Genomic DNA, 24,642 nt, shown 5'->3' on the forward strand with positions numbered 1-24,642 from the left:
CCTGTTAAATTAAGTTTAATCCAAACTATATAAACGACCACCAGCAAAGTTCTATTCGCCTGGTGAGTTCGACAAAGAGGTGTTGAGATGGCACATAAAAAAGGACAGGGTTCGACAAGGAACGGTCGAGACTCAAACGCCCAGAGACGTGGAATTAAGAAATTCGGTGGACAGTCTGTCATTGCGGGGAACATTCTCGCACGTCAGTGCGGAACCAAATGGCATCCCGGTAAAAATGTCGGCATGGGAAGAGACTACACTCTTTTCGCCTTGACCGATGGGACTGTGCATTTCGATCGCAAGGGACGCAGAATGAACATTATTCCTGTCGAACAGGAAGCTTCTGCTGCCTCCGAAAATTAAAATCAACTGCTGTGGATTCACAGCCAGTTTGTCTCACTCCCTTCGTAACAAAATGTTTGTTATTCAACTGGGTTTGAGTAAGACTAGACAGTTTTCTCTGTCATGTAGATAAAATTTAAAACCGTACACTGTTCATGCAGATGTGCGGTTTTCTTTGCGCTGACGGACATTACGACAACTAATCTGACTGACTCTGGAGCGAAGGAAGGCTTCATCAGCCTTGGAGAGGCTGAAATCACGGAATACCTCACACATCGATTTCATCGTAAATCAACCGCTGTGCTTTCCGTGCTCCCTCATCGCAAACTGTCGGCCGGATCAAGTCGTAGAAGTGACTTCCATGGGCACGCAATTTAGCTACGTGCTCATCTGGCTTCTGGGATCGTTGGTATTCACAAAAAGCATGTTTCGGCGTTCAAGATTTGTGAAGCTTAAAAGAGAGAATTCAATAATGACTCGACTCTGCCTTGCCCTCGTCCTTTCGTGGTTCGTTAGCCTCACTTCAGTCTTCGCCGATGATGACGCAGCGCAGCAAGAAGCGAATACACTTTCCAATATCCAGCAAGTCACGATGGGCCTGCCACGTGCCGGTGAGGGCTACTTTTCCCCTGACGGGAAAACAATTGTTTATCAAGCTTATCCCGTTGGATATCCGTTCTATCAGATCTATGTGCAGAATCTCGACGAACGTGTCCCGATGCGTATCAGCCCAGGTCGCGGGCGGACGACATGTGCCTACTTCACTCCCGACGGAAACTCATTGCTATTTTCATCTGCTCATACCCACCCTGAGCTTGCGAAAATAGAAAAGGATGCACGTGATTTAGCAGCTGCTGGAGGTCGTCGCCGCTACCAATGGGACTTTGATGAATACATGGACATCTATGTTTCCAATTTCGACAGCAAAGAGCTCACTCAGCTAACTGATTCTAAAGGGTACGACGCCGAAGCCAGCTACTCTCACGATGGCAAGCAAATTGTGTTCACTTCCACAAGAGATGGTGATCCCGATCTGTACATCATGAACTCGGACGGAACTGGGGTCCGACAGATCGTTAATCAGGATGGATACGACGGCGGTCCGTTCTTTTCTCCCGATGACAAGTGGATCATTTTTCGCTCAGACCGCGAGAAAGAACACATGCTTCAGCTTTATGTCGTCTCGGTTGACGGAAAGCATGAATTCCAACTTACGAACGACCCCAACACTGTCAACTGGGCTCCCTATTATCACCCATCCGGGGATTACATCATCTGGACAAGAGCGGACTATTCAAGAGGTCCAGAAGGGGCCAATTTCGATCTCTACACGATGAACCTCGACGTCAGCAAGGACTCAGTGAAAGCGGGGAAAGTCACGCGTATCACCTTTCACGAAAAAGCAGATGTCCTTCCCGTCTTCAGCCCCGATGGCAAAAAACTAATGTGGACTTCTTCCCGAACCAAAGACGGCAGCAGCCAACTCTGGCTTGCTGACTGGAAAGGCCTGCCAAAATAATTAGCGAATCTTCCACTGAAGCGTTCATTGAATAGGTGTACGGGATCTGCCTCGTGGCGAACAGCAATTCTAATGAGAAAACGCGTTCTGCTCGAGCACACGGTAGACCAAACCGCTCTAAGAAAGAGGCTCTGACAATTCCGTTAAGTCCGTTGTGCTCTCCATTGTTTTTCGATCACATGCACACTTTTTCTTAGTCCGAAAAAAAGCCCACCACCAATGAGGGTTGCACTGCCACCCCATTAGAATATAAATAGACCCAACGGACGTTTGGCGCAGTCGGCTAGCGCGCTTCCTTCACACGGAAGAGGTCACAGGTTCGAGTCCTGTAACGTCCACTTCTTAAGCCCAGCGATATCAATGGCTTGTGGCGACGGTTCAAAGCGGCATTGAAAGTCATGTCATCCAGTTGTCATCCTATGAGCTCTGAAAACGCCCCGGATGACCGCTTGAAGAGACCCTGGGGCGGTCGCTTGACTTCGTCCTCATAACGGGCACCAGCGGCCACCCATCGCAGAATGTATACAGAGGCAGGAAACAGCGGTGACCATAGTGGCCGTGAAAGAATTTACCGAGTTGGTCTCCATTCATCGGATCATCGGTTGCATCGAAGTCGAGAATCAATTCCTCCGGCGTCCCTTGCAGCGACCGCAATCGGATGAACAGATCGACCAGCGTGTCATGAATCGATTCAAAATTGGCTGCAATCTTCTTGTAGCGATAGTTTCCGCTGGCTGCAGGCGGCGTGAGTTGCAGCCGATTTAGAGTACTCTTCCCAGCCAGCGGCTTGCCGCGATCCTGTTCGTCTCGCCGGACTTAACCCGTGATGTCTGAACGTCCAACGATCAATGCGAGCAACCGGTCGCTGCGAAGAACGTCGTGATCATTCAGGTCTTCATACCCCAATGCGAGTCCCATGATCTGCTGACTGAGCAACTCTCGCACCGAAAATTCAATGCGATCAGGGTCACGATAATCTCGGAAACAATCGACAAAGGAGTCAATGATCCCCAGTCGCTGTTCGACCTCCCGCAGCAGCAGCCCACCCCCATCCGAAGAGATCGGCTCCGCCGAAAAATCAGCTTGGACAGAGCGGGCGTGATGAGGTTGAAAAAGCGTGAGCTGCTCGAGACACTGTGTCATGACGAAACGGTCCGTTGAGAGATGAGAAAGTGTTGTCTTCAAAATCACTTACGCAAAAAACGACCGTTTCGTTTATTCTTCCAGTGAGAAATCTGGGCTAGTCCAATTGCTCGCACCAGACGTGTTGATTGTCGCCGTCATGGACAGCTACAGCAGGTTACTCACCTTGCTCCCCAGATCTTTTTCGCATGGGGCCTTTTCCTCCGCACGATGTTGAGCTTGCCGCTTGCAGCGACCTTTTCGAGGAAATCCAGCTCCCGAAACCGCATCAGAGCCGGGTTGCACGCAGCATGACGACTTCACGCGGACGCATTCCGGTGAGCGGTTGAAGCTGAACCATCGCTGCATCTTGTGGAGCGACATGTGGTAGGACTGCATCCACATGTTCGTCAGCAACTGGTTTCACAGGCTCGGTCTCGCGGGCTTCAGTGCGTCCGAACTTCAATCCGGCTACCGCTCGCAGTCCGTCGTAGACCGAAGGCGGAATCAGTGCCGTAGAGACCGAGGTAGTGGTCGCGTCCGTTGATTCGGACGACCGCCTGACCAGATGCTTTGTGCAAGCAGTAAGATGGAACTTTGGGTTTGCGAGGCATGATTCACTCCTTTGAAAGCTCGATGCTCCGTAATTTACGGAGAAACATGAGCAAAAAGACCGCTCTGCCTGTTCCCTAGCAGGTACGCCAAGTCTGGCGTTCGTAAAGACTTACGTAAAGTACACCCCAGAGGATTCGAACCTCTAACCTCCGGTTCCGTAGGTCGCTACACTCGAATTTTTGGCGCCTTTGGGATTCGCACTAACTTGATACGCAAACGTTACTTGGGCAATCATTTGTGAACCTCGAACACTCACTCACTTTCCAGATTTTATAGTGATTTTCGTTGTTTTTCAATGTGTTCTGTACCGCTTTCTGTACCCGATATGGAGCACCGGTTTAGAAAAAATAAGGTCGATGTTTGTTGCAGACCGCCCCTCTGCGGGCGGGCAATAGGGAAACCACGTGAGCCTTCAGATTGTTCACCCAGCATCGCAAAAATGTGTTGAAAATTGTGCGACATGGAATTGACGAAAATGTACGAGTTTTGCAGTGCTAGTGTGTCCTTCTCAAAAATTCGAGACTCCCCATTTTGACATTTCTTAAATATACGCTCAACATTCAAATTGCTATTGATGTCAAACCTCATTGGCGTATGCTAGGACGATACGGGCACTGCGATTCTGGAAACTGCTGCCCGGCAATGAATTCACCACAATAAAGTGCGAGGCAAGCCCATGGGTACATCAAAGAAGACGGTGAGTTACCAATACGATTCAGCGGGCAATAAAATTCTGACCATCGACCCATCGGGTGGACGTACCACGTATAGCTACGACGTACTGAATCGCGTTTCATCGGAAATCAACCCGCACGGTGAACGCACATCGTATAGCTATGATGCAAAAGGGCGAAAAATTGCGAAAATCGTCTCGAATGGTTCTCGAACGTCGTTCGCATATGATGCGGCAAATCGATTGACGTCAGTTTCAAACCTGAAGAGCGACAATTCGATCATCGACGCTGTTGAGTACAAGTACAACAAAGCTGGCATTCGCACTGAAGTCGCAGATTCATCAGGCAACCGAACAACTTATCTCTACGATTCCACGTATCGCTTGGTTGGTGAACATCGCACCGGCACGAACGCCTATCGCCACACCTTCACATACGATTCAACCGGCAATCGAACGTTGAAGAACGAAGACGGTGCAAGAACGACGTATGTCTACGACGCTGCCAGCCAGTTAGTCTACGGTCAAGATGCTTCTGGTCGGACCACCTATACTTATGACGCGGAGGGCAATCAAGCAATTGTGCTGACCCCAGCAGGTCAGCGAACAACAACCGTTTGGGATTACGAAAACAAGCCAATACAGCAACTCAATTCGGGTGGATCGCGAGTGACAATGCTCTACGAACCTGACGGAATTCTGATCAAGAAGGAGGGCTAACATGTCAACGACATATTTCCTTTGGGACGAAACTGACGTCAACGTCATCGAAGAATACGACGAGAATTTCGATAAGACTGTCGAATACACACACGAACCCGGCCTGTACGGTGGAATCATCAGCCAGCACCGGAATGGGGCAACTTCCTTCTATCACGAAGATGCACTTGGCAACACTGTTGCCTTGACCGATGAAAGCGAGAACGTCACTGACACCTACGAATACGACGCATGGGGCAATGAAGTCAGCCACGCGGGGACAACAGAAAATCCATTTCGTTGGAACGGGCAAGCTGGCTATTACTTTGAAAGTGCTTCCAGTCAGTACTATGTTCGACAAAGAGTGTATTCACCAATTTTGGCTCGATGGCTGAGCGTAGATCCAATGACCACATACTACCTCTTGCATGCCTACGCTTATGTTGCAAATTGTCCCTCAAACTGGAAGGACCCATCTGGAATGCAGGAAGAAGAGAAATCATTCAGTGTCGAAATACGCCCAACTTTCGAAGACTTGGATAACAAAAAATGTGGTGACAATGCTCAAATCGGCTGGATTTTTCGCATCAAAGGTGGCACGAAATTTGAAGGATACTTCATCCAAAAGGTCGATATTACGTGTGCAGTCAATGAGTGCGACAATTGTCAAGCCCCACCTCAATCATACACATTCTACGAGGCGTTTCGAGTAGATGGAGATGGTAAGATGATTGACTTCGACGAAATCACCGTAGTCAACGGAAAGAATTTCGTAATTACTGACCAAGCACTTGGGGCAGCCGTCAATGAGAAGTGTGGTGAATACATCGCAAATGGTGAGGTACGATTTTTCTTGAAATCACCACAAACAGCAGCAGTCGACAATTGGAAAAAGGGACTTTCCCATGGTGAAGGATTCTGCAAAACAAGCGTCAACAAGCTTCCGTCCAGTTCTGACCCTCCTCCATGGTGGAATAACGACCAATCCGTATCCCTGTTCGCCAGTGCAAAAAGGTCATTCTCTATCAAATGGAACTGTTGCCCATGCAATGAAACCAAGCCGGTAGTGTCTGCTTCGCCACGAAAGTCATAGTGAGTATCAGTTGTCGCATTGACGCTTTCCTGAAGTTGCAATTAGCTACGATTCATTTAAGAGTAATTTCGCTATGAAAATCCGTTGGGCTCGCCGTTTTGCAGTTTTCTCTTTAGTAGTCTTGATCAACAAAATAGGAGCGTGCGAAGAACATTCACTTTGGAGGAAAGTAGGAACTGTTCTCAAATCAGACTCGTGGAACGGTAACGAGGAATACCTCGTAAAGCAGGCTTTTACGCTTTCAGATGACAATTCCTTGAAACGTCTTTGCTCTTCAACTGACACAAGTATCGCAATTCGGGCTTACTTTGACCAAGCAAGACGAATGGCGACGCAAAAGGCTTCATTGAGCTTTATTGAAAACTGCGAAAAAAGATTGCAAGTCAGCTTCCCCCATTGGTTGAAGACTGCTGTTTCAAATGGAAGCTTTGAAGGAACTACTTTTTTCCCAGACCTTGAAGGTATCGTTCCTTACAGTCCTTCCCCGACGCACAAGATAGGGAACGACTTGCAAGTGGAAATTGATGTCAATTCCAGGACTCTTTCCATAACTTCACTCAAAGGCGAGCGAGTCGTAGTAAGCAACGTGGATTTCCCAATGGTGAATGGCTGTTTAACCGGAGGGGCATCGGCAGGACGCTTGGTGATCGCAATTCATTCACAATATGCAGACCCATTTGAAATAGTATGCATTGACATAAAGCAAATGGAAGTTTGTTGGCGAGCAACCTGTCGAGATGGGGACAACATTAAATTCTACTCCGGGCCCTCAAGTATGTTTGTCAGCGTTCATGTGGTAGACCAACATGTTGCAGTTTGTGGTATTAGTAATGGTGTGTTGTTTTTGGAAATTCGAGAAACCGAAAACGGCTTGCTTGTTGGTCGATTTTCTTCGCTCCTTTAGGAGAATTGCTTCCTTCGAGGATGAACCACAACGTTGTTGAAAAGCAAACTGTTACTTCAGTTTCACCACTTCTTGGTAGCCCTCAAATTGGTCGCAACGTTCACAGTCACCATGACTCGGGCATGTTTTGCCTTGGTCGAGCGAAGCCCCGACCCAATAGCCCCTGCCCTGCATAACGTTTGCAGTTATCGTATAGGTGGACATTTCTCTCACGCACTTTTTACACCAATTCACTTTGTTGACCGACAATTGCGTGCGATGTATTTGGGACCAGACAAGCCATCGTGGATAGTGTTGCGAGGAAACTTCTCCTTGGCCGAGCATACTGAATTTTACTTCACGAGTGTTGAGTTGGGATTTGCCAAGGAGTTTCTGAATCGAAAGTGACCTCCTGCATTTCTAAGCTCGAATTCACTCTTGGTTTTCAAGTTTTGCGACCAGGTTGTGTCAAGAATAAGCATGCGGAGATGAAATGAAGTTGGCGATATGGTTGTTAACTGAAGGTGAGTTACAAACGATAATGCTCGTAACTCGCAGCGGGAATTTCGACCGTGGCAGGAATCTCCTGATTTGAAAGTCCATCCGGCCACACCGTTCGGAGAAAAATCGGCGTACAAGTGAGGCGTTCAAACTCTTCGCAATTCTGTACCTCGAAATAGAGCATTGGTCACTCAAACCGTTGGTCTAAGAAGTGCAAATGAATCCCTGCGAGGCGGGGCAATAGGGAAAGAAACGCAATACTGGCGAAGGTGAACGTGCCGGTGTCCCGGCACGTTCATGATGTTAGGCAGTGTCTCTCTGCTCAGTCGTGGACTGAAGCTGTTCTGTGATCCAACTGTGAGCTTGGTCTGCCAGCTTACCGACGACCAGTAGATCGTCTTTTCCGAAACTGCGGGTATGCTTCCATTCGTCGCCGTTACGATAACTGCGATCGAACTGAGTGTTGTAGAACGTCTGACCTTCATCGGTTTTGTTCTCAAAGATCGCCACGCTGACGGTTCCGATACGGATACGGTGGATAGGTTGTTTTGACATAGTTTTCTCCTTTTCTGTCGTTGTTAAGTTTTGGCTCGCATCTGCCAGCCGTAAGCGTCGAAGGCTACGCTAAAGCGACCGGAGTCATGGTCCACACGTTTGTGCGGGCCGACCATTGACGCATACGGTCGAGAGCGTGGCATCAAGCAAAATAGGTTGGCCAGATTGTGAAAGTTCAAAACGGCAATGACTGATTGGGAGATCGGTGTGCTTCGACCAACACTTCCAAGTTTCTGAATCTGAGTCACGTGGTAATGGTGCGAACCTGAAGAGTGCATCATTCAAAACAGTTCCAGCTGTGTCCGTGCAGCGGTTTGTGATGTCGCCGGTTCGGGTTGTTGCTCGACTGTCTTAGTTTGTTTTGGTGACTCTTTCGGCGAACTCGCTTGATCGAACTGAGTTCCGAGTATCAAGTCAGCAGACTTCTGAGCGGCACCTGCCGCTTGGACTACAAGTTTCTTGTCTCCCTGAAGTTGCTTACGCCAGTTGTCGATATACGCTGCCGATTGCTCAATTGTTGGTGGACTGATACCCGCAGTGGCACAGAGAAACGCTGCCGACATTTCCGCAACAAGTTCTTCCTTGCTGTAATCAGGGGAACCGAATGGAGCGAGGTCGGTATCGAGACCACGGTTCAGTCGCTTCGAGTGACCTGTGGCATGAGAACATTCATGCAGCAATGTATTGTAAAAGCACTCGCGGTCTTCGAACAGTTCTGGTTCAGGAATGAACACTTCATCGACCGATGGTCGATAATAGGCTCGCCGTCCTTCGTAGTTGATCTTTGGAGGATTAGGAAATCCGTCCACAATAGCTTCGGCACGTTCTAATGGAATGAAAGGATCGGTTACGATTTCCTTGGGGGCATCGGGAATCTCGATGCCTTCACACTGCTCAACGTTGAATACGTTGTAGTGCCGGAGTACCGGAATTTTGATATCCTCGCCGGTCTCAGGGTCTTCTTTGTCGAGTTGCTTCCAGAAGATCACAAGCGACGATTTCTCGCCCTTTTTGACCTGCCCTCCTCGCTCTTTTGATTGTTTGAAGGTGAGCCAATAATCCGAGGCGAATCCTGACTCCCACGCTCTCATGCCAAGCAAGAACACATTGATGCCGCGATAGTTCTTCCCGCTGTGCATGTTCTTCGGCCAGCCGTCACCGTTACCGCGTTTGATAGGATTCTGCCACGGGACAGTTCCCTGGTCGAGCAGATCGATAATTTTGTCAGTCACTTCTTGGTAGATATCACGTCTTTGTTTTCCCATTGCCCCGGCCCTCCATTGCCATTGCTATCAATTCCTTTACACAGTTGTCGTTTCTGGTCAACCGCTGTGAACGAACTGTCCACAGCGATGACTCTGATGTTTTTTGCGAACTCATCTTCAGTGCTCCGACGGCAGATAGAGCGTCCAATGCTCGCCATCGTATGCAGCCCAGACATCGATGCTCTCTAGCGGAAAGTCGGTGAATGGAATTGACTGAATGATGAATGCTTCATCAGGACTGTCAGCTTTTGCAAATAGCACGGCGGTACGATCCTCTTTGACTTCCAGTCTCCAGAAGTGCATTTCTCTGATGCGTTCGTCTTTACTGGCAGCATCTCGAAACGCCTCGCTACCGATCCATCTGGCGATGGCATCGATCAGCCAATATGCACCGCCGTCCTCAGCGACGAATTTGATCGCATCTGTGTAGACGACTTTTCGATTGAGAGAATGTCGGTAATAGGCTGTTGTGCCAGTGAATTGCCGTAGAGATTCTGGTGAGAGTTTTTGGTTGCGGTTAGTCATGATCTGTCTCCTTTCATGTTGTTGATCATGCCCAGTGACAGAACGGCGGGTATCTGCCGGGAACTCAAGAAGAGCGGTGCGGGCCGATGCAGCCGATAGGCAAATCAACACGGCTTCTTGAATTCACGGCAACCGCCGTTTAACGTGGCATTAAGAGTCAACCACATGAAGAGAGGCAGATTGAGGTGACCGCAATTAGAATCGATAGTAGCGGTAAACAATGGCGGTTATTCGAGGATAACCGTTGCGAAAGAAGAAAGTGCTGTGTCTCTGAGTTTCGATAATCTCGGCTAGCCCATGGTCTACTTCGCAAATTCTTCCCATGACCGTTCAGAATTCGACCGTTGGATCAATGGAAGCATCCACTTTCGATTATTGTGTGACAAAACAGCAGCAAGGATCTCCTCATACTCCTTGGTCGCAAACGGGGCAACTACGATCTGCTTAATGAGCTGTTGAGCATTGCTAAAACTGAAAAACCGCCCTTCAACTGGCTCATTGAAATCGACGTCACCTGCCGCCGAAAACGAATCAATCATCTCTTCGTCATCAAACCAAATTCTATACTCATTCTCCCACATGAAGTCCTGCCGTTTCCAGAGTATATCGTGTGGACCGGAGAATATATTGGCTGTCATTTGATCTGCTGCCGGGTCGTAGTATTGCACTGCTCCGCGATCGTGTGGTCTAAAGCACTCCTGCAAATCTCCGACGGTTGACTTGATTGCGAGTCCTTGTGGTGATCGAGCATAAAGCCTCCACATTGCATCTGACTCGTGTTCAGCCATGTGCCAGCAACTCACAAAATGCGCACGGCGATGCATCTTGAGACGTGCGAACTTTTGATCGATAACAATGTCCAAATCAGCTGAAGTGGCATTTTTCTCACGAAGACGACGAAGATACGATGGCGGAAACCTGCCCTCCCAACGATCATCAAACTGTACCGGACGAGGAAAATACATCTGATTCCTCAACAGCGGGAGAAATTTCTCGAGGCTCAAATACCGCCAGACGGTCGTCCCTGCAGGAACGTCGACAGAGCGGTTATCAATCTGATCAATATTTTGCGGCATTTCCTACGTTTTTGTCCCCACTAGGTGCATTAGAAGATATGCACGTCGACTTGTTATTCGCTGTCATTGTCATCGCAGGCACTGGAGTCACTTTCGCCTTCGTTTTCTTGGCTCTCAAGTCCACTTTCTATCTCTTCAACTTGAAGATCGAATAATTCACGGAGTCGCTCAATTCCGCCTCTCGTTTCATCGCATTTCCCCTCTTGCAAAAGAGCAGCATCGATTTCATCTCTGAGAAATGTTTCTTTCTCTTCGGATAATTCGTCAAGGTTGATTGGTCGACTTTCACCCCATTCAACACACCACGATATTGATGGTTCACCTCCACCGTGCATAGAGCGTGCAATGATTGCAGCAACAACGTTGGCGTCAAACTCAATGCCACATTTAAGCATTGCTTCGCCTGCAATTCGAACAATCGTATCATTCACACCTTTTTCACCGGTGCGAAGAGTGTTCAAAGCCTGGATGCCAAGGTCTAACGTTTGCTCATTGGGGATTTTGCTAACAAGTGTACTGACGGCCTCAACAGCGTCTTCTGTGAGTTTAACATCACCGTTCAGAATCATTGGGATGGTTTCAATAAAGGCGTTCTTAAAAGTCGCCGCTACAATTGGGTTATCATCAGAAGGGTGGAACTGGTTTATGAATTGAAGCAGTTCACAATTCGTTTGCAAATCGTCTTTCCATTTTTCGCTATCAACATGACGTGACTTTGCAACTACAAAATCGTTCATCCTGCTCTTTAACTTTTCGGAACCGTGATCAAAGAACAATTGGATAGCAGAACGATGTTGACTCTCAGAAATACTTGCCTCATTTTCGAGGTGTCGGATGGAGTCTTCGTCATCTTCAAGTTGCCTGACTACCTCCTCAACTGAGGCATCTCGGTCATTCAAGCTTCTTAGAAGCCAATCAGCGTTTCTTTTGACGAACCAGTCAGGCAGCACCCATGCAACGTTTCCGTCACTCATTGCATGTTCAATTAGGTCCATCAATAAGCCAGACGAATTCTTACCTGCCAAGTCGCCGACAACTCCTTGGCATTTAAACGCTACAATTTCCTGCCAAATTCTTTCAGTTTCTTCAACATCCCCAGAGGAGCGAAGGGATGTCATTTTTGCCTTAACCTCTTCTGAGGGAGAGTATTTCTCAATAGCTTCTATGTCAGCGAAACAAATAGAAGCGATGATTGTCGATTCACTATCACTAATCTTGCTGGCTGGCGAAATCGACTTCACCAATGCCGACAACACGCCCTCGGAACGCAATACAACATCGGCCGAATCTTCTCCGATTAGTCGTAACTCATGCAATCGGCGAACTGAGTAGGCAACGATTGCAATTGATGCAGGGTCAGTTGCGTTTGCGTTTGATGTTAAAGTACTTTTGAGTTGCTCGATCAACTCGGATGTGTCAACGTTTTTGCCCAATTCTTTCAGCTTCGCCAATGCGTCTACATCAGATTGTCCTAAGCAGAATTCACTATACTCTTCGGATTCGACACGTTTGCACATCTCGGAAACGATCGACTTCAATGTACAGGCAGGCTCAATGAAGATTTGCCCATCTTCTAACCTGCAATTTTTTGCCGCTTCGTCTAACCAAGACTCGGGACGCATATGGAGCTGTAGCGGTACTAACTTTTGATCCTGATCGTATGACAGAAGATTTGCGACCGATAAATGCTTTGCGAGCTTCAATCGAGGCGCGAGAGCCAAGTCTTGCGTAGTGCTTTTCAAGGTTCTGGTGGCGGTTTTTGCGACTAATCTTCTCATTTTGGGGGACTTGTCAAGGTTTGCCCACTCACATAGTCCGACAATCGCATCATCATCCAAAGGTAACCAAGGACCATCTAGCTCTTTTATTCTTCCCCTGACATACTCGCGAACTCGGTTTGCCTCAACTGGTAAGTTTTGATTTTCAAGCAACTTAAGGGACATTGACCATGTTGATAACACCTTCTGATCAACCGATTTGATCAACCGTCGAATAACTGACAAAAGAATTGACCAGAATGCGCTTCCATGAAGGTCGGACAACTCTTGTATCAATTCACCATTTCCGCTTGCTAGCGCATCCTCGATTGGCTCTTCAATCAGCAACTGCATTGCATGTTGGATTGGAACGTTGAAATGAATTGCTGCAAGACTCTCAACAAGTCCGTCACCGCAGATTTGAATGGCCTCGTCACTGGGAAATTTTGTAGACTCTGTCGTTTTCCGGGACGTCAAACAATTCTCAAAATCTGCTCTACTTTCTGAATGAAGAATTGAATACGCGAGATGAGTTGTTGGTAAGGTGCGATTCCACAGCTCGTACAAAATTGCGAGTTGATTAACGAATAATTTCAGTTGTCTTGGAACGAGCCTTTTCCCTCGTTCACGACGACTCAAGTGGACTAACTCTAGAAGTGCCGATATCTCCTCCGACTGCAAGTCTGGAATTGCGTCCCGAAGTTTCGACTCCAGAAATGCCCTCCAATCTGACAGCGTAGGTGGTGGAGTTGCGTAGCGAATACGGAAAGTTTTTTCGTAAACACTTTCAGCGTCAGTCACTGCGTTAGCACTTTCCCAAAGCTCCGTCAGAGCCGCCGGCGTATACGGAACGATGACAGAGAAAGCGGAAGAGATTCTTTGATTCTTACACGTATTACAATTGATGAAGGTCTGAAGATTTGACCAAATAGCAAGGCTTTGTGTGGCATTTAGTCGGTCTAAATTGTCAATCACCAACACAAGTTTGCATTCGACATCATCTAATGCTTCATCAAGCAAGCGACCGAAATCTCTTTCGAATTCAATAGATGTCGGATCTAAAGTAGCTGTGATGTCGGACTTGATAGTCGTAGTGCCATGCTGAGAGAGGAAGCTCCAATGCCTCACTTCGAAAATTTTTTCGATCGAGAATATCTCTAATTTTTTAAAGTAAAAACGACTTACCAAATAGAGAATACGACGTATCAAAAGTTGAAGAAAGTTGGCGATGAGAACCCAGACCGGACCTAGCACGAAAAACAATCCAATGACTGTCGTCCAAGAAATTGGTAAACTCGAATCGAGTTCTAGTGTTGCCGTCTTAAGCCCTTTCGTCCCGAGCAAAATTCCGACCGGTACTAGGACGGTTGCGATAGCAAGAAATGTCGCGAGCTTAGTTGGGCTACTGGTCTTTTCCTCGTCTTTACTTTGGGTACGCTTCGAAAGTTTATTTTTGACTTCGCACCAATGAGATTTATTGATCCATTTTTTTTCCAAACAAGAATCAATAAGTGCTTCCAAAAATGAACGACGTAGTGGATCACCTTCATGTGACCAGGCGTTGAAGAGCACAAAGCAGACTTCAGGCTGACTACTAAGACTTTTCTTGAGGATATCGACAATTGTTGATTTGCCCGACCCGTAATCCCCATGCAGACCGATCATTCCACCGCCTTCAGGAGAGTGAATTCTCCGTTCTATTGCGGCAGCTATTCTTTTGTGCGGGCCTGTGTCATCTCCACCTGAGAACTCATCGATGCTTGATGGTGCGTCGTCAATAATTTTAATCATAGGCCCTGTCGTCTGTTGAAAAAGCTTTAGAAACGTGACCAAATCCGTCCTGCGAGTACGTAGCCACGAGCAACTCCTGTACCTTGGCTCGACATATCGCATAAACCAAGTTTTCTAGTATACACGTGTTCTCTGACAGCAACCACTGACAAACCTAGCGAAATTTGGCAATACCAACACGTCATAATGGCAGGCCGGTATCTCAACATCCGAGAACCTCGCACGGGTTCAGATCGGCGACGATGCTGGAAGCCTCATTTGTTCGCTCGTTGAAGCCAAGCCAAAAATCGATCTGTGCAGCCGTAGCTCCCCTTTCCGTCCCCGTTTCACCATCGCCCGAAGATATGCGGCTGGCTTTCGGACTGGGTCTTCGGTTCGCTCTACAGCCCTGTCGGTGATCAGGACACACACCGCTGCTCCTGATCGACCAAGTGTTTGACATGCGTCGCCCCAACTCTGTTGAGAAATTCTGAGATCGCGACGTACTCGGAATGCTGCTTCATGGAGATCGTTCCAATCTGGATCAGCTGAGAGCAGCTGTTCTCGAAATCTATTTCCCATTGCCTGGAGAGCAACTGAGAGTTTGACGTGCTCTATTCCCGAGCTCGAAACTGACTGATTGGGCTCTGAGGTTTCGACCACGCTTTCCTGAATGCCATGCCCCGCAGGGTTACTTGTATCTGTTTTAACAGATGATTGATGATTGGTAGATTGGTAGTGAACGAACTTTTGTTCGCTGCTGGGCGAATGTTTTTGTGTTTCCTTGCGATTTCTGACGCGACGAGCAGTCTTTTTAATGTCTGTGGTCCCTACCCCCATCAATGAAAGAATCTCGCTGTGCAGGTTTTTATGGCGTTCTAAAAGTGCTCGCAGAAAATCCAAACTCAAATGTGTACGAAGTTGTATAGCGATCTCATCATACTTCCGCTGAAAAACGAGCGAGTCGTCCCTCCCCTCCTCCACGCTTTCAGCTATCAAGCTACGTATTTGACTGCGATACCACGAAATTTGCCTTTTCGTTTCCATCCATGCAGCATCGAGAAGTTTCTTATCTTGCAGTTTGTCTTCCAATTCTGCTTTCATCGCTGCCAATGGTGTCAGTTCAATTCCAAAGGCATATAGAATTCGACCTGTTTTCGGATCACGTTGACCGTAACGTTTGTGGTTGCCGCTATCATTCCAGGTTACGGCTCCCAAATCGGCCAATGTTTTTTCCAATTTCTGAATTTGACGTTCGGAAACTCCGAGATCAAGTGCGGTGCGAGAGAGTGATTGATAAACAATCGGACGACTCCCCTCCTCCCAATCAATGTCACGAGTGAACGCCATGTAATAATCCAGAAGCTGGATCATGCGTGGTGTGAAACCTGCAAACTTCCCGAGTTTTTTCACTAAGAGCAACAAATCATAGCGATTCACCCCCTCCTCCAGTCCGGTGAAATCTTCGCAGATTGCAATTGCCTTTCGCTGTTCTTGGGAAGCGATTCGACAACCGCTGCTGATTGGGTTTGGTATGATTTGGGAAAGATGTTGCATTGTTTAGTTCACGTCACCTCATCAGCTTGCTTCCTTGGAATCCGTCTCAAAAGTTATCCAGCACCATTCGCTGCCGAATCATTTTTGATTTGCATTCCTGTTCAAAGTGCGCTAGCGTGAAAACAGAGATTGAGAAGTTCACGAATTGCTCTTCGTTATTGAAAGACCGCTGCGACCAACAGCGGTCTTTTTTATTTTGGGAGTTGTGCTTCTTTCGGAGTGACGTCCTCCTTTCGGTTAAGTTGCATTTACAGCGGTTCCAGTGAGAAAGAATTCCTCCACTGATGGAATCGACTGCTTTGAGACTGCCGATTCTTTCCCTTGTTGTCAATCAGTTTCTGGAATGCCCATGGCTCAGACCGGAACATGGTCAGGATACCGACCATGTCTTCTAGGTGGGCGATAGGGATGTAAGTCAAGCAGACTGAGAGATATACGGGGATGGATCATGTTAGTCGACCTGAGTCACGCAAACCGGCTTATCGACCTGATCTAAGTTGAACCATGATTCTAGACCATTCAAAGGGTGGTTTAGACCGGCTCAATCCATGCAACATCGACCAGTGGAATGACTGGTCGATTTCGCGCAGAAGGCAGTCCTACCAACGGTTTCAATAGGTGGTCGATGTGATCATGTACCATGGATCGAGGGACTATCATCGCCCATGGCGGACGTGGGTTGATTATTCCAATCCACATCTGAGGTGGTCCAGACCGGGCATTGACTGGATCATCAGCCTGACACCAAACCGGATCATTCGTTGGCATTCCCCGCTCTCATGGTGGTTTCAATTCTGTCATGGACTGGTATAGCCCTGGTCGAAAGTTGTTGACTGTTTGCTTCATTTCGTAGTAGCGTTGAAAGATGGATCACCAGATGTACATAACGCTATGAGCAGCAAGTATTCGATCTCAGCTGCAAGTCGTATTACGGGGAAGGGAAGGGCGACAATTCGTCGTCATCTCGATGATGGCACGCTGTCCTGCGGGACTGACAAGAAAGGTAATCGAGTCATTGATGCCAGCGAAATGATGCGGGTCTATGGAGATGATTGCGATTTCGAACGGGAGGAGGGGACTAAGAAAAATAGCAATAAGAAAAGTCCCACGAAGACGAAGTCTGGCGACATTGACGAATTGAAAGCTCAGTACGAAGCACGTATTGAACAATGCAGTGCCACAATCGAACGCTTGGAAAAGGAACTCGATCAAGCTCATGATCGCGACCGAGACAACCAGGAGAGTTACAAACAATCTCTAAGATTGCTGGAAGATCACACCGCTAAGGCAACCTCGGGTGAGGAATGGAAATCAGCAATTACGACAATTGAGGAAAAACTTGCCAGACATGAGCAAGAATCAGCGACTCGATCCGAAAAACACATTGCTGAACTTGAAGAAGCACACAAGCGAAAGCTGGCTCACATACGTCAGCAACTGGAAAATGAGCGAAACAAATCCATTTGGAAAAAACTCTTTGGTTAATCAAACAATGATCACACAGTTTTTCTTTTCCCCTATTGCCAATTCACTGAAACTAAAACTCGCTCCGTATTTTGCGATGTGGAGTAGGGAAGAGAGCTCGCCAATGAGCTCAGGCAAAACAGGTTTATCAAGATGAATCGTGATGACGAACTCAGACGATTCAAGGAGATCAATCTGACGGTGATTGCTGCGGAGCTAGCTGGCTATGAGATTGTCCGCAAAAAGTCGACGAGACATTCGGTTCTGATGGATTCGGGGACCGATAAAATTATCGTTTCCAAGAACGGAAATGACTACATTTATTGCAGTGTTTTCGATCCCACGTCAAACGGCACTGCCATTGATTTCATACAAAACGTAGTGGATCGAAACTGTTCGCTAGGCAAGGTGAGGCAACACCTACGACCATTCCTGAACGGACAATACGTCGCGAAAATAAAAACCACAATCGCTGAGAAAGTTGCTGAACGTATCGAACCGTCAAGTATCGATTTCCTGTCAGTCGCTGCTAGGTTTTCGCACTTCGAAACGATAGAGTCACCGCATCCGTTCGCTTGCGATCAGAGGTGTGTTCCATTTGAGTTGTTTCAGTATCCAAGGCTGAAGGGACTCGTCCGGCACTCTCCGAAGCACGGATCGATCATTTTTCCGCATTGGGGCCAGCCTGGGAGCGATCCAAACGATAACGCAAGGTGCCTTGTTGGATACGAGATCAAGGGCGATTCGGTATCGATGTTCTCACGTGACGGCCGAAAAGGGCTTTTCATTAGTAGGGCGTTCGACCACGATCGGGTATTGGTCTTTACTGAAAGCGGATTGGACGCACTATCATACTTGGCTTTCAATTCGTGTGCTGACAACACACTTATCGCTTCTATAGCTGGCCAACTGAATCAGAAGTTTCAAGTCCCGCTAATTGAGTCAGCGATCAGAAATATGGAGTCAAACTCTGTGATCGCAGCTGCTTTCGACGCTGATCCACAAGGAAATCAATTGACTGGACGTTTGCATGACATCTTTGCATCGGTTGGTCGAGATGATCTAACGTTTGCTGACCACCGTCCATTGGAAGCGGGGCAGGACTGGAATGATTTTTTGCAACGAAAAGCTTCGTTCGAAACCAAACCAATCCTTGGCAAGGTCATCCAGCCGTAGAAGCTTTATTCACGTTTGGAAATGAGTCGGTCAGAACAACGATCCTTGCACAGTGACGGGTTCTTGTGATGTACGAAATTGCTGCGGTGGACCAACGAGGACGTAATCTTCTTTACCGTTGGAACACACATCCCGTGATAGAACCCATTTGGGTTTTCTCTGGCAATCGTTGATCTCGTTCTCTCGTGATAGGTGGTCGGTGTGCCTTCGAAAAACCGTGGTTGGAGCAAACGATAGGCTTCCGCTGTAATTTTCTCGCTACCACTGATTGAGACTGTCACGTGTAGAGCTTTTCGAAACTCGAACGGCTTCCGAATTCGATTTTCCATGGCGATCACGTCACCACTGTAGGAACCTGCGATATCACCCTCATTGGGTTGGCGGTCTTGCGTGTGACACCAAGTACCGAGTTCAAGTCGGTCAGCGGGAACTTCGTGCGTTGATGTTGTCAAACTGTTCATAGCAATTCCTTTCTTTTCTTGCCTGCTCACTCCTCGGGACATGGCAGGCCAAGAAAAAAATTGAGCGGAAACAGTTTTCAACGCTGAAGTAAACCGCTGCTATCAGCGGAGATACAGAAAATTTGCCGATGATACAAATGAACTGTGGGATAGAGGTAATCTCGTTGTCACCTCATAAGAAGTTACAGGTTATGATTAATCCATCCTTTCACAACTTGCCGACATTTTCAGCATTTTCGAATTTGCTCTAATATAGCACTAGGAATTCTAGACGATCTAAGGGAAAACTTCGCCCCCCCCCATCCGCAATGAAGATGGTGAATTGTTTTGTTGACAACCCAAAAAAACTACTTTAAGCAATTGGAGATGAAGAAAATGCAGGCACGCCAATTGCAGTTCAGTGTCGCCAACTCTGCTCCACTTTCTCACAATGAAGCCAACGAACTACTGGAGCAATTTGCCTTTACACTGATGCAGGTCCTTACCATGGCGATCAGTATCGAAAGCCTTAACAAAAGAATGGCGATTTTTCGCGATTTTAATCGTTCAGTTTATGGCGCCGACATCATGCCGGGTTGGGAGGATAAGCAGCAATTCCCTGATTGTGAGATGAGAAAGAGTGGCCGGAAACTGACTGCTCAAATTGAACAGGCGTATCGCTATCGAATCCGACTCACCTTGGCGATTGAAGAATCGCGTCGCAAATCGAACAACAAACAGGGACTCCAAGCTGTCAGGAACTCGTTTCTGCGTCTCGTTTCACTAAACAACCTGGTTTCCGATAGAACTCTCGATTTGAGAGAGGATTTTGGTTTGGATTACTCGATGGGTTAACGTTCAATTTGATCGAGCAATATTTGCTAAAATCGAAGCCTGCCTAACGTATTCATGCCCAGATTCTGGGTGATTGCGTACGAGATTCATTACATAACTCAAATCCTCTGGGTCTCCGGAGTTAATCGATAGAAATCGTTCAAAGATTTCATTGGTTTCTTCGTAGAAATCGAATGTGAACTCCGCAAGGGTCGGGCAGTTTGTTGGGAGTTTTTTTCGTTTCAATCGCAAATGTTGTTGTGCAACGACAAGTCGCGACACTGCCCTGTTGGTGGGTAGAAAGAGCCAAAGCCATTAATGCGCTTTTTGTGGGATCATAGCCTGCCCACCCTTGGTGGAACTTCCTGTCGAGGGTGATTAGTTCGAGTGCCAAGATTTCCGATTGCTCGTCCCCAGGATCACCGATTTGACGCAATAATTCAGTCACATTTCTCATCTGGTTGAGAATCTGATGTTGCTTTGCGACGATCTTATTGAACTCTTGCTGAGCTTGGCTATCATCAAATTCGTCTCGCAACGCCATCGCATATCTGACGCATGACTGCTCTTGTTCGACGCGGCTCTCAAATGCTGACCAAATCTGCCGATCACTCCAGAGTCGCTCAGTGAATCGTGGCTGATTTCCAAGCTCTCCTTGTAATGGACATTCCTGTAGCCAGCCCATTCTGCACAACTGAAAATGGACTTGGTCTCGCTCGGCGGGTGTGATCGGAAAGTCGTATAGCTCCGTTCTAAAGAATTCACTAACAAATTCACCCACGTCAACCTGTTCCATTTTGGTATGTGTCGAATAGTTGAGAAATTCCCTCGAATGCAAGGCATCCAGTACGAGCATTCGGTATCGGAATTTGGGAGTCTCTTGGTCTGAAATTTCGGGAATCGGAATGTCGTTCAAAATGATCTGTTTCACTTGAACGCCTAGTTCGACCGCGAGGTCCTCAAGACGGTCTTTACGAGGCCAAGATTTGCCCCTTCGCCAGTCGTGAATTATTCGATAGCCGCTTAAGTATCCAGCCTTGCGGAAAATCTTGTCTCCGCTCGACGGGTGTTGACTGATTAGCCGGTCAATCTCTTCTACATCCGGGCACAGTGAAGTGGAGCGGTGTGACTCTGCCATTCTGATCCTCTTGGAATTGGGGATAGAAAGTTTGGACAACGATCATCAAAGGCATCATTCAGGCCCGTTGTATCTTTTCAAATCAATGAATTGCAACTGCCGCTACAAAATTGTCCTCGATCTCACTCAGAATTCACCTCTTCAAAATGACTGAAAATTCAGGGCCACGGGTTAAGCGAGATTCGTTTCAACCGAGTTTGTCGGATGCAATTTTGGGGCATCGTTTACAATTTGTGTGTTTCAAGGCAAACAAGCGATTTCCAAATCAGGTTTAGCAGAACAATATTGCTTCGCTTGCTCATGTGAAAACCATTTCTCTTGCAGACAATCTGGACCACGATGACATTCCTAATGTTGCTCTATAGCTGACCAATAACTCAAGACCAGTCAATCAAAAGCAGGTTAGCGGACTTCACTTTCAGAATTGGTATCTCGAGAGCGAGGTAAAAGGAACGCGCCGATGACGAATATCAAATTTTCCAAAGCTGAAATGAGGCAGCTTTTCCCTTGGTCTGGACGGACCGCTTCACTTTTTTCTTAGGAGACTAGCAATGAGTAATTCAACTTTGAATCAGAGCTTGCGAGCGTTGCGACAGCGTGGTTCAGCAGGCAAGCGCGCGAGTCCAGAGCATGAACCTGTGGTCGACACGCCACCCCCAGCAGTCAGTTGGTGGAATCCTATTCAGGCGTTGAAGCTTTCTCTGACTTCGGGGAGGTACGCGGCGGACGCTGCCCGCCAAAACCTTGAAGCTCAGCGAGACGTCAATCGCCATCAAACGACAACCGATTCTGAGGTTGCCCAATTCACGACCGACGTGAACCGCATCACAGCCGAAGAAATTTCCGCAGCTCGTGCTGAAAGCATGATTGCGGAAACGAAAATCAAAAACTTCCGTGATGGAGCTGACCTCACTACGTGGGGATCGAAGTTTCTCGATGACCTGCTTCAGGTCACCAAGACTTTCGAAGACCCCGAAATTCAGGAGGAAGCAGCCAAGAGGCTGCGACTCTCGCAGAAATACTTGCTCAACGAAATTGGACCGCTGTTCTGCGGGTCGAGCAAACTGACAGAAGACCAGAATCCTTTCACCAAGTTCTAACGAATGCTAAAGCCTGACCGACCGCAGAAACTCTCTACGGTCGGTCTTTCCAATTATTCCTCTACTTCTCTCTTCAAGGAGTCATTCATGTCAACAACAACCCGAACAATCCCCATGTTTGTCAGCAATGTTTGGGGGGACGGAATTCGACAACTGTTCATCTGGTGTTTAATCGTATTTCTTTTGATCCTCGCCTGGAACGCCGGACGACTGCAAACAGTCTGCCTCATTGTTATCGGGGGACTCACACTTTACCGGGTGTTCGTCGATTACTTTCGCCGATTTGCAAGCATGCTGACAATCGATGCCAAGCGTTCTGCGGAAGAGTTTAATGAACTGAAGTCTGTTTCTGCGGACCAAATCAAAGAGTTGGCTACGATTGATACGCGTGGGACGGGAAGCCTGTTTCAGATTATCTCCGCGATCGCGAAATACTCAGATCGTGCTTCCAAAGAAGTCATTGTAAGACGTCACCTGAAAGTGCTTCGAGAAAGTCTTGAAGCCGCATTGCAGCCTGTCCAGGATGCTGTTCAGAAGTGTCCGATGCTCGGTCTCGGCGGGAGTCTACTGGGGATGCTGAGCGCGTTGCATGAATTCTCAATTGGTGGTGATCCAGCTGCGGTGAGTGCTGGCATGTCCATGATGGTTAGCACGACGCTCGCAGGATGTGCTGCGGCCCTCTTACTCGTCGGACTGGCTTCGCATGGGCAACGTCAGATCAACCAGTATCTGGCTCAACTGGAGAAAGTCACCAGCCTCCTGCTCACTGAAGTCCCCATCGATAAAAACATGGATTTGAACACGATGTTTTTGAAACGAGCACCTAAAGGAGGAAGAAATCATGATTAAGAGCCAAACCGTTTTCACCATTTTGTGTGACGTCATGATGCAACTCGCGATCTTCTTTTTCATCCTTGCCAATTGTTTTCAAACTCAGGCACTCGACAATCAAGCGGCAGCGGATCGCCTACCGATTGTGGAACTGGAAGTTGTCCGACTCGACAGTGACTTGGAGGATTCGCGAAAGACCATCGTCAACCAGCGTAACGAGATTGAAGACGCTGAGGATCAAGCGATCAAGGCTGAAAAGGAGCTTGAGTCAGCGAAACAACGAAATGCTGAGAACTCCGAAGCCCTGGTTCAGCAAGAGGCTCACATCGGCGAACTCACCGACCAGCTTGGAGAAGCGAGCAGAGAAAGCGGTGACAAAAGCAAGGCGATTTCAAATTTGAATGAGGAAGTCAGAGGATTGAACCAACGTCTTGCAACCGTCCAGGCAGGCAGCGAGCGTAAAGATGAGACTATCGGCAATTTACAGACTGAAATTGCCGATGTTGAACGACAGCTCGCCACCGCTCGTAAACATAGTGAAGGGCAATTTGAACGAATTGCTCAATATGCCGGTGAAGTTAAACGCCTCGTCTCTGAGCGAAACGCTTACCAGAACGACGGCAAAGCATATGCACAGGTAATTGAGGATCAACGAAAGCGGATCGATGGTTCACAAGCCCTCGTCGCTACTCAGCAAAAGACCATTGATGAATTGAGAAGTCAGAACGACGCCCTGGCGTCACAACTCAAATCAGGTGATCCCGTTACGTTCGTTGTGCTGATTGACTGTTCCGCTTCAATGCAGCAACCCATCGCAAGCCTGCGGAATGCGGTGGCAACACTCTTCGAGGTTGCTCCGAACGTCTCCAAAGATTTTCGGGTTGGAATCATCGCCTTCCGCTGGGGAATTGTAGACCAGTTTCCCATCACGCGTATCCCGCCACGCTATGAGGACCCAGAACCGCAGAAGGCCGTGTTGAACTTTCTCGATTCGCTGAAAGTTGAACAGAGTGCGGTCGATCATCGCCCCGTATTTGCCGAAGCCATCGCGATGCTGAACGAGGCTCATCCCACTCCAGAGCCGAACCGAAAAGAGCGCATTCTGCTCCTCGGTGATATCGCCCCAAGTGAAATCGACGGACGTAGAGGATTCAGTCCATCGGAAAATGCGATCAAACGTCAAATCGTCGAGGACGTGCGACGTTGGTCGAAAGAAGGTGACCGAGCCATCGAGGCACTTTACGCCGAAAGCGACTGGACGCGTAAAAACGATTCTGATCCAGAAACGACTAAAGCTTGGTTCCAGTCACTTGGAAACGTCTCGGAGCAATCGGCCTTCTACACAGATTCCACATCCATTTTGCGGGCGGTTTTACACGCCGTCCTTCCGACCGAATAAGGTACTTACCATGCCTCACTACACGAAGTCTCCAACAATCTTGCCGCCTGATCTCGACATAGACGGCAATCAACAGACACTGCCCGTCAATACGCGGTCGATGTTCTTTATACCTTTCCGACTGATGTTTGGTTCGTCTCTGCGATGGATCGTTCTGATGGCTGTGCTCGGAGTCGTCGGATCGTGGTTCTGGCCGCTGATCGATGACTTCGTCATGGCTTGGATTTTCGAACAGGTTCATACATCAATCTTTGACTTACCGCCGGAAATGTTCTGAGAGATTGAAGCTAAGGGGAGGGCGCACATTC

General features: G+C 47.8%; 24 protein-coding genes, 1 tRNA gene and 1 pseudogene. 13 read left to right on the forward strand and 13 right to left on the reverse strand.

Annotated features, from left to right (window positions below):
* Positions 1–87 precede the first annotated feature (87 nt).
* From rpmA to ACN0YR_RS00800, 3 genes are all read left to right on the forward strand, one after another.
* Positions 88–363 (forward strand): 50S ribosomal protein L27, encoded by a 276-nt coding sequence (gene rpmA / locus ACN0YR_RS00790; RefSeq protein ID WP_417847298.1) that lies wholly within the window; start codon positions 88–90, stop codon positions 361–363.
* A gap of 451 nt (positions 364–814) precedes the next feature.
* The gene (locus ACN0YR_RS00795; RefSeq protein ID WP_417847299.1) at positions 815–1,861 is read left to right on the forward strand and encodes a TolB family protein; all 1,047 of its coding nucleotides are present in this window, start codon (positions 815–817) and stop codon (positions 1,859–1,861) included.
* 264 nt (positions 1,862–2,125) lie between these two features.
* A tRNA-Val gene (locus tag ACN0YR_RS00800) sits at positions 2,126–2,199 on the forward strand.
* A gap of 79 nt (positions 2,200–2,278) precedes the next feature.
* On the opposite strand, the pseudogene ACN0YR_RS00805 reads toward ACN0YR_RS00800, so the two are convergent.
* From ACN0YR_RS00805 to ACN0YR_RS00815, 3 genes and pseudogenes are all read right to left on the reverse strand, one after another.
* Positions 2,279–3,004 (reverse strand): annotated as a pseudogene (locus tag ACN0YR_RS00805) (transposase).
* A 268-nt stretch (positions 3,005–3,272) separates the two neighbouring features.
* Entirely contained in the window at positions 3,273–3,449 is a 177-nt protein-coding gene (locus ACN0YR_RS00810; RefSeq protein ID WP_417847300.1) for a hypothetical protein, read from the reverse strand.
* On the reverse strand, positions 3,430–3,597 hold the full coding sequence (locus ACN0YR_RS00815) for a hypothetical protein (RefSeq protein WP_417847301.1): 168 nt from the start codon (positions 3,595–3,597) through the stop codon (positions 3,430–3,432). Before ACN0YR_RS00815 ends, ACN0YR_RS00810 begins: the two co-directional genes overlap by 20 nt.
* Positions 3,598–4,274: 677 nt before the next feature.
* On the opposite strand from ACN0YR_RS00815, the gene ACN0YR_RS00820 reads away from it, so the two are divergent.
* The 3 genes from ACN0YR_RS00820 to ACN0YR_RS00830 all read left to right on the forward strand — a co-directional run bounded on the left by ACN0YR_RS00820 (position 4,275) and on the right by ACN0YR_RS00830 (position 6,967).
* A complete protein-coding gene (locus ACN0YR_RS00820) occupies positions 4,275–4,991 on the forward strand; it encodes a hypothetical protein (protein ID WP_417847302.1) in 717 nt (238 codons plus the stop codon).
* 1 nt (position 4,992) lies between these two features.
* Positions 4,993–6,063, forward strand: a complete 1,071-nt coding sequence (locus tag ACN0YR_RS00825) for an RHS repeat domain-containing protein (protein WP_417847303.1) — start codon at positions 4,993–4,995, stop codon at positions 6,061–6,063.
* A gap of 73 nt (positions 6,064–6,136) precedes the next feature.
* Entirely contained in the window at positions 6,137–6,967 is an 831-nt protein-coding gene (locus tag ACN0YR_RS00830; protein WP_417847304.1) for a hypothetical protein, read from the forward strand.
* Between the two features lie 783 nt (positions 6,968–7,750).
* On the opposite strand, the gene ACN0YR_RS00835 is transcribed toward ACN0YR_RS00830, so the two are convergent.
* From ACN0YR_RS00835 to ACN0YR_RS00870, 8 genes are all read right to left on the reverse strand, one after another.
* Positions 7,751–8,002: a hypothetical protein gene (locus ACN0YR_RS00835; protein WP_417847305.1), complete on the reverse strand. Its 252-nt coding sequence runs from the start codon at positions 8,000–8,002 to the stop codon at positions 7,751–7,753.
* 23 nt (positions 8,003–8,025) lie between these two features.
* Positions 8,026–8,283 (reverse strand): hypothetical protein, encoded by a 258-nt coding sequence (locus tag ACN0YR_RS00840; protein WP_417847306.1) that lies wholly within the window; start codon positions 8,281–8,283, stop codon positions 8,026–8,028.
* Positions 8,284–9,267 carry an ArdC family protein gene (locus ACN0YR_RS00845; RefSeq protein WP_417847307.1) on the reverse strand — a complete coding sequence of 328 codons (984 nt, stop codon included), beginning with the start codon at positions 9,265–9,267 and terminating at the stop codon, positions 8,284–8,286.
* 117 nt (positions 9,268–9,384) lie between these two features.
* Positions 9,385–9,792 (reverse strand): DUF6876 family protein, encoded by a 408-nt coding sequence (locus ACN0YR_RS00850; RefSeq protein ID WP_417847308.1) that lies wholly within the window; start codon positions 9,790–9,792, stop codon positions 9,385–9,387.
* A gap of 302 nt (positions 9,793–10,094) precedes the next feature.
* Complete coding sequence (locus ACN0YR_RS00855) at positions 10,095–10,580, reverse strand: hypothetical protein (RefSeq protein ID WP_417847309.1); 486 nt, start codon at positions 10,578–10,580, stop codon at positions 10,095–10,097.
* Positions 10,581–10,921: 341 nt separating this feature from the next.
* A complete protein-coding gene (locus ACN0YR_RS00860; RefSeq protein ID WP_417847310.1) occupies positions 10,922–14,416 on the reverse strand; it encodes a P-loop NTPase fold protein in 3,495 nt (1,164 codons plus the stop codon).
* A 228-nt stretch (positions 14,417–14,644) separates the two neighbouring features.
* Positions 14,645–15,952 carry a plasmid replication protein RepC gene (repC, locus tag ACN0YR_RS00865; protein WP_417847311.1) on the reverse strand — a complete coding sequence of 436 codons (1,308 nt, stop codon included), beginning with the start codon at positions 15,950–15,952 and terminating at the stop codon, positions 14,645–14,647.
* Between the two features lie 531 nt (positions 15,953–16,483).
* Positions 16,484–16,720, reverse strand: a complete 237-nt coding sequence (locus tag ACN0YR_RS00870) for a hypothetical protein (RefSeq protein WP_417847312.1) — start codon at positions 16,718–16,720, stop codon at positions 16,484–16,486.
* Positions 16,721–16,843: 123 nt separating this feature from the next.
* On the opposite strand from ACN0YR_RS00870, the gene ACN0YR_RS00875 reads away from it, so the two are divergent.
* Together ACN0YR_RS00875 and ACN0YR_RS00880 are read left to right on the forward strand one after the other, a co-directional pair.
* Positions 16,844–17,437, forward strand: coding sequence for a hypothetical protein (locus tag ACN0YR_RS00875; RefSeq protein ID WP_417847313.1), 594 nt, complete (start codon positions 16,844–16,846; stop codon positions 17,435–17,437).
* Positions 17,438–17,569: 132 nt separating this feature from the next.
* A complete protein-coding gene (locus ACN0YR_RS00880) occupies positions 17,570–18,592 on the forward strand; it encodes a toprim domain-containing protein (RefSeq protein ID WP_417847314.1) in 1,023 nt (340 codons plus the stop codon).
* Between the two features lie 5 nt (positions 18,593–18,597).
* On the opposite strand, the gene ACN0YR_RS00885 is transcribed toward ACN0YR_RS00880, so the two are convergent.
* Entirely contained in the window at positions 18,598–19,053 is a 456-nt protein-coding gene (locus ACN0YR_RS00885; RefSeq protein ID WP_417847315.1) for a hypothetical protein, read from the reverse strand.
* A gap of 375 nt (positions 19,054–19,428) precedes the next feature.
* On the opposite strand from ACN0YR_RS00885, the gene ACN0YR_RS00890 reads away from it, so the two are divergent.
* The gene (locus ACN0YR_RS00890) at positions 19,429–19,887 is read left to right on the forward strand and encodes a hypothetical protein (protein ID WP_417847316.1); all 459 of its coding nucleotides are present in this window, start codon (positions 19,429–19,431) and stop codon (positions 19,885–19,887) included.
* Between the two features lie 148 nt (positions 19,888–20,035).
* On the opposite strand, the gene ACN0YR_RS00895 is transcribed toward ACN0YR_RS00890, so the two are convergent.
* A complete protein-coding gene (locus tag ACN0YR_RS00895) occupies positions 20,036–21,004 on the reverse strand; it encodes a hypothetical protein (RefSeq protein ID WP_417847317.1) in 969 nt (322 codons plus the stop codon).
* Positions 21,005–21,555: 551 nt separating this feature from the next.
* On the opposite strand from ACN0YR_RS00895, the gene ACN0YR_RS00900 reads away from it, so the two are divergent.
* From ACN0YR_RS00900 to ACN0YR_RS00915, 4 genes are all read left to right on the forward strand, one after another.
* On the forward strand, positions 21,556–22,104 hold the full coding sequence (locus ACN0YR_RS00900) for a hypothetical protein (RefSeq protein WP_417847318.1): 549 nt from the start codon (positions 21,556–21,558) through the stop codon (positions 22,102–22,104).
* Positions 22,105–22,191: 87 nt separating this feature from the next.
* The gene (locus tag ACN0YR_RS00905; protein ID WP_417847319.1) at positions 22,192–22,953 is read left to right on the forward strand and encodes a MotA/TolQ/ExbB proton channel family protein; all 762 of its coding nucleotides are present in this window, start codon (positions 22,192–22,194) and stop codon (positions 22,951–22,953) included.
* Positions 22,946–24,334 (forward strand): VWA domain-containing protein, encoded by a 1,389-nt coding sequence (locus ACN0YR_RS00910; protein WP_417847320.1) that lies wholly within the window; start codon positions 22,946–22,948, stop codon positions 24,332–24,334. The genes ACN0YR_RS00905 and ACN0YR_RS00910 overlap by 8 nt, the downstream gene beginning before the upstream one ends.
* A gap of 10 nt (positions 24,335–24,344) precedes the next feature.
* Entirely contained in the window at positions 24,345–24,611 is a 267-nt protein-coding gene (locus ACN0YR_RS00915) for a hypothetical protein (protein WP_417847321.1), read from the forward strand.
* The last annotated feature ends 31 nt before the right edge of the window (positions 24,612–24,642 follow it).

This window comes from Thalassoglobus sp., assembly GCF_048270125.1.
In the GTDB taxonomy this organism is placed as follows: domain Bacteria; phylum Planctomycetota; class Planctomycetia; order Planctomycetales; family Planctomycetaceae; genus Thalassoglobus.

Excerpts from the sequence above, each read along its gene's own strand:
- rpmA (WP_417847298.1), top strand. The coding sequence starts at position 88 with ATGGCACATAAAAAAGGACAGGGTTCGACAAGGAACGGTCGAGACTCA.
- ACN0YR_RS00820 (WP_417847302.1), top strand. The coding sequence starts at position 4,275 with ATGGGTACATCAAAGAAGACGGTGAGTTACCAATACGATTCAGCGGGC.
- ACN0YR_RS00885 (WP_417847315.1), bottom strand. The coding sequence starts at position 19,053 with ATGAACAGTTTGACAACATCAACGCACGAAGTTCCCGCTGACCGACTT.
- ACN0YR_RS00845 (WP_417847307.1), bottom strand. The coding sequence starts at position 9,267 with ATGGGAAAACAAAGACGTGATATCTACCAAGAAGTGACTGACAAAATT.
- ACN0YR_RS00860 (WP_417847310.1), bottom strand. The coding sequence starts at position 14,416 with ATGATTAAAATTATTGACGACGCACCATCAAGCATCGATGAGTTCTCA.
- ACN0YR_RS00880 (WP_417847314.1), top strand. The coding sequence starts at position 17,570 with ATGAATCGTGATGACGAACTCAGACGATTCAAGGAGATCAATCTGACG.
- ACN0YR_RS00870 (WP_417847312.1), bottom strand. The coding sequence starts at position 16,720 with ATGCCAACGAATGATCCGGTTTGGTGTCAGGCTGATGATCCAGTCAAT.
- ACN0YR_RS00835 (WP_417847305.1), bottom strand. The coding sequence starts at position 8,002 with ATGTCAAAACAACCTATCCACCGTATCCGTATCGGAACCGTCAGCGTG.
- ACN0YR_RS00895 (WP_417847317.1), bottom strand. The coding sequence starts at position 21,004 with ATGGCAGAGTCACACCGCTCCACTTCACTGTGCCCGGATGTAGAAGAG.
- ACN0YR_RS00915 (WP_417847321.1), top strand. The coding sequence starts at position 24,345 with ATGCCTCACTACACGAAGTCTCCAACAATCTTGCCGCCTGATCTCGAC.
- ACN0YR_RS00825 (WP_417847303.1), top strand. The coding sequence starts at position 4,993 with ATGTCAACGACATATTTCCTTTGGGACGAAACTGACGTCAACGTCATC.
- ACN0YR_RS00830 (WP_417847304.1), top strand. The coding sequence starts at position 6,137 with ATGAAAATCCGTTGGGCTCGCCGTTTTGCAGTTTTCTCTTTAGTAGTC.
- repC (WP_417847311.1), bottom strand. The coding sequence starts at position 15,952 with ATGCAACATCTTTCCCAAATCATACCAAACCCAATCAGCAGCGGTTGT.
- ACN0YR_RS00910 (WP_417847320.1), top strand. The coding sequence starts at position 22,946 with ATGATTAAGAGCCAAACCGTTTTCACCATTTTGTGTGACGTCATGATG.
- ACN0YR_RS00815 (WP_417847301.1), bottom strand. The coding sequence starts at position 3,597 with ATGCCTCGCAAACCCAAAGTTCCATCTTACTGCTTGCACAAAGCATCT.
- ACN0YR_RS00850 (WP_417847308.1), bottom strand. The coding sequence starts at position 9,792 with ATGACTAACCGCAACCAAAAACTCTCACCAGAATCTCTACGGCAATTC.
- ACN0YR_RS00900 (WP_417847318.1), top strand. The coding sequence starts at position 21,556 with ATGAGTAATTCAACTTTGAATCAGAGCTTGCGAGCGTTGCGACAGCGT.
- ACN0YR_RS00875 (WP_417847313.1), top strand. The coding sequence starts at position 16,844 with ATGAGCAGCAAGTATTCGATCTCAGCTGCAAGTCGTATTACGGGGAAG.
- ACN0YR_RS00840 (WP_417847306.1), bottom strand. The coding sequence starts at position 8,283 with ATGATGCACTCTTCAGGTTCGCACCATTACCACGTGACTCAGATTCAG.
- ACN0YR_RS00905 (WP_417847319.1), top strand. The coding sequence starts at position 22,192 with ATGTCAACAACAACCCGAACAATCCCCATGTTTGTCAGCAATGTTTGG.
- ACN0YR_RS00890 (WP_417847316.1), top strand. The coding sequence starts at position 19,429 with ATGCAGGCACGCCAATTGCAGTTCAGTGTCGCCAACTCTGCTCCACTT.
- ACN0YR_RS00795 (WP_417847299.1), top strand. The coding sequence starts at position 815 with ATGACTCGACTCTGCCTTGCCCTCGTCCTTTCGTGGTTCGTTAGCCTC.
- ACN0YR_RS00855 (WP_417847309.1), bottom strand. The coding sequence starts at position 10,580 with ATGGCTGAACACGAGTCAGATGCAATGTGGAGGCTTTATGCTCGATCA.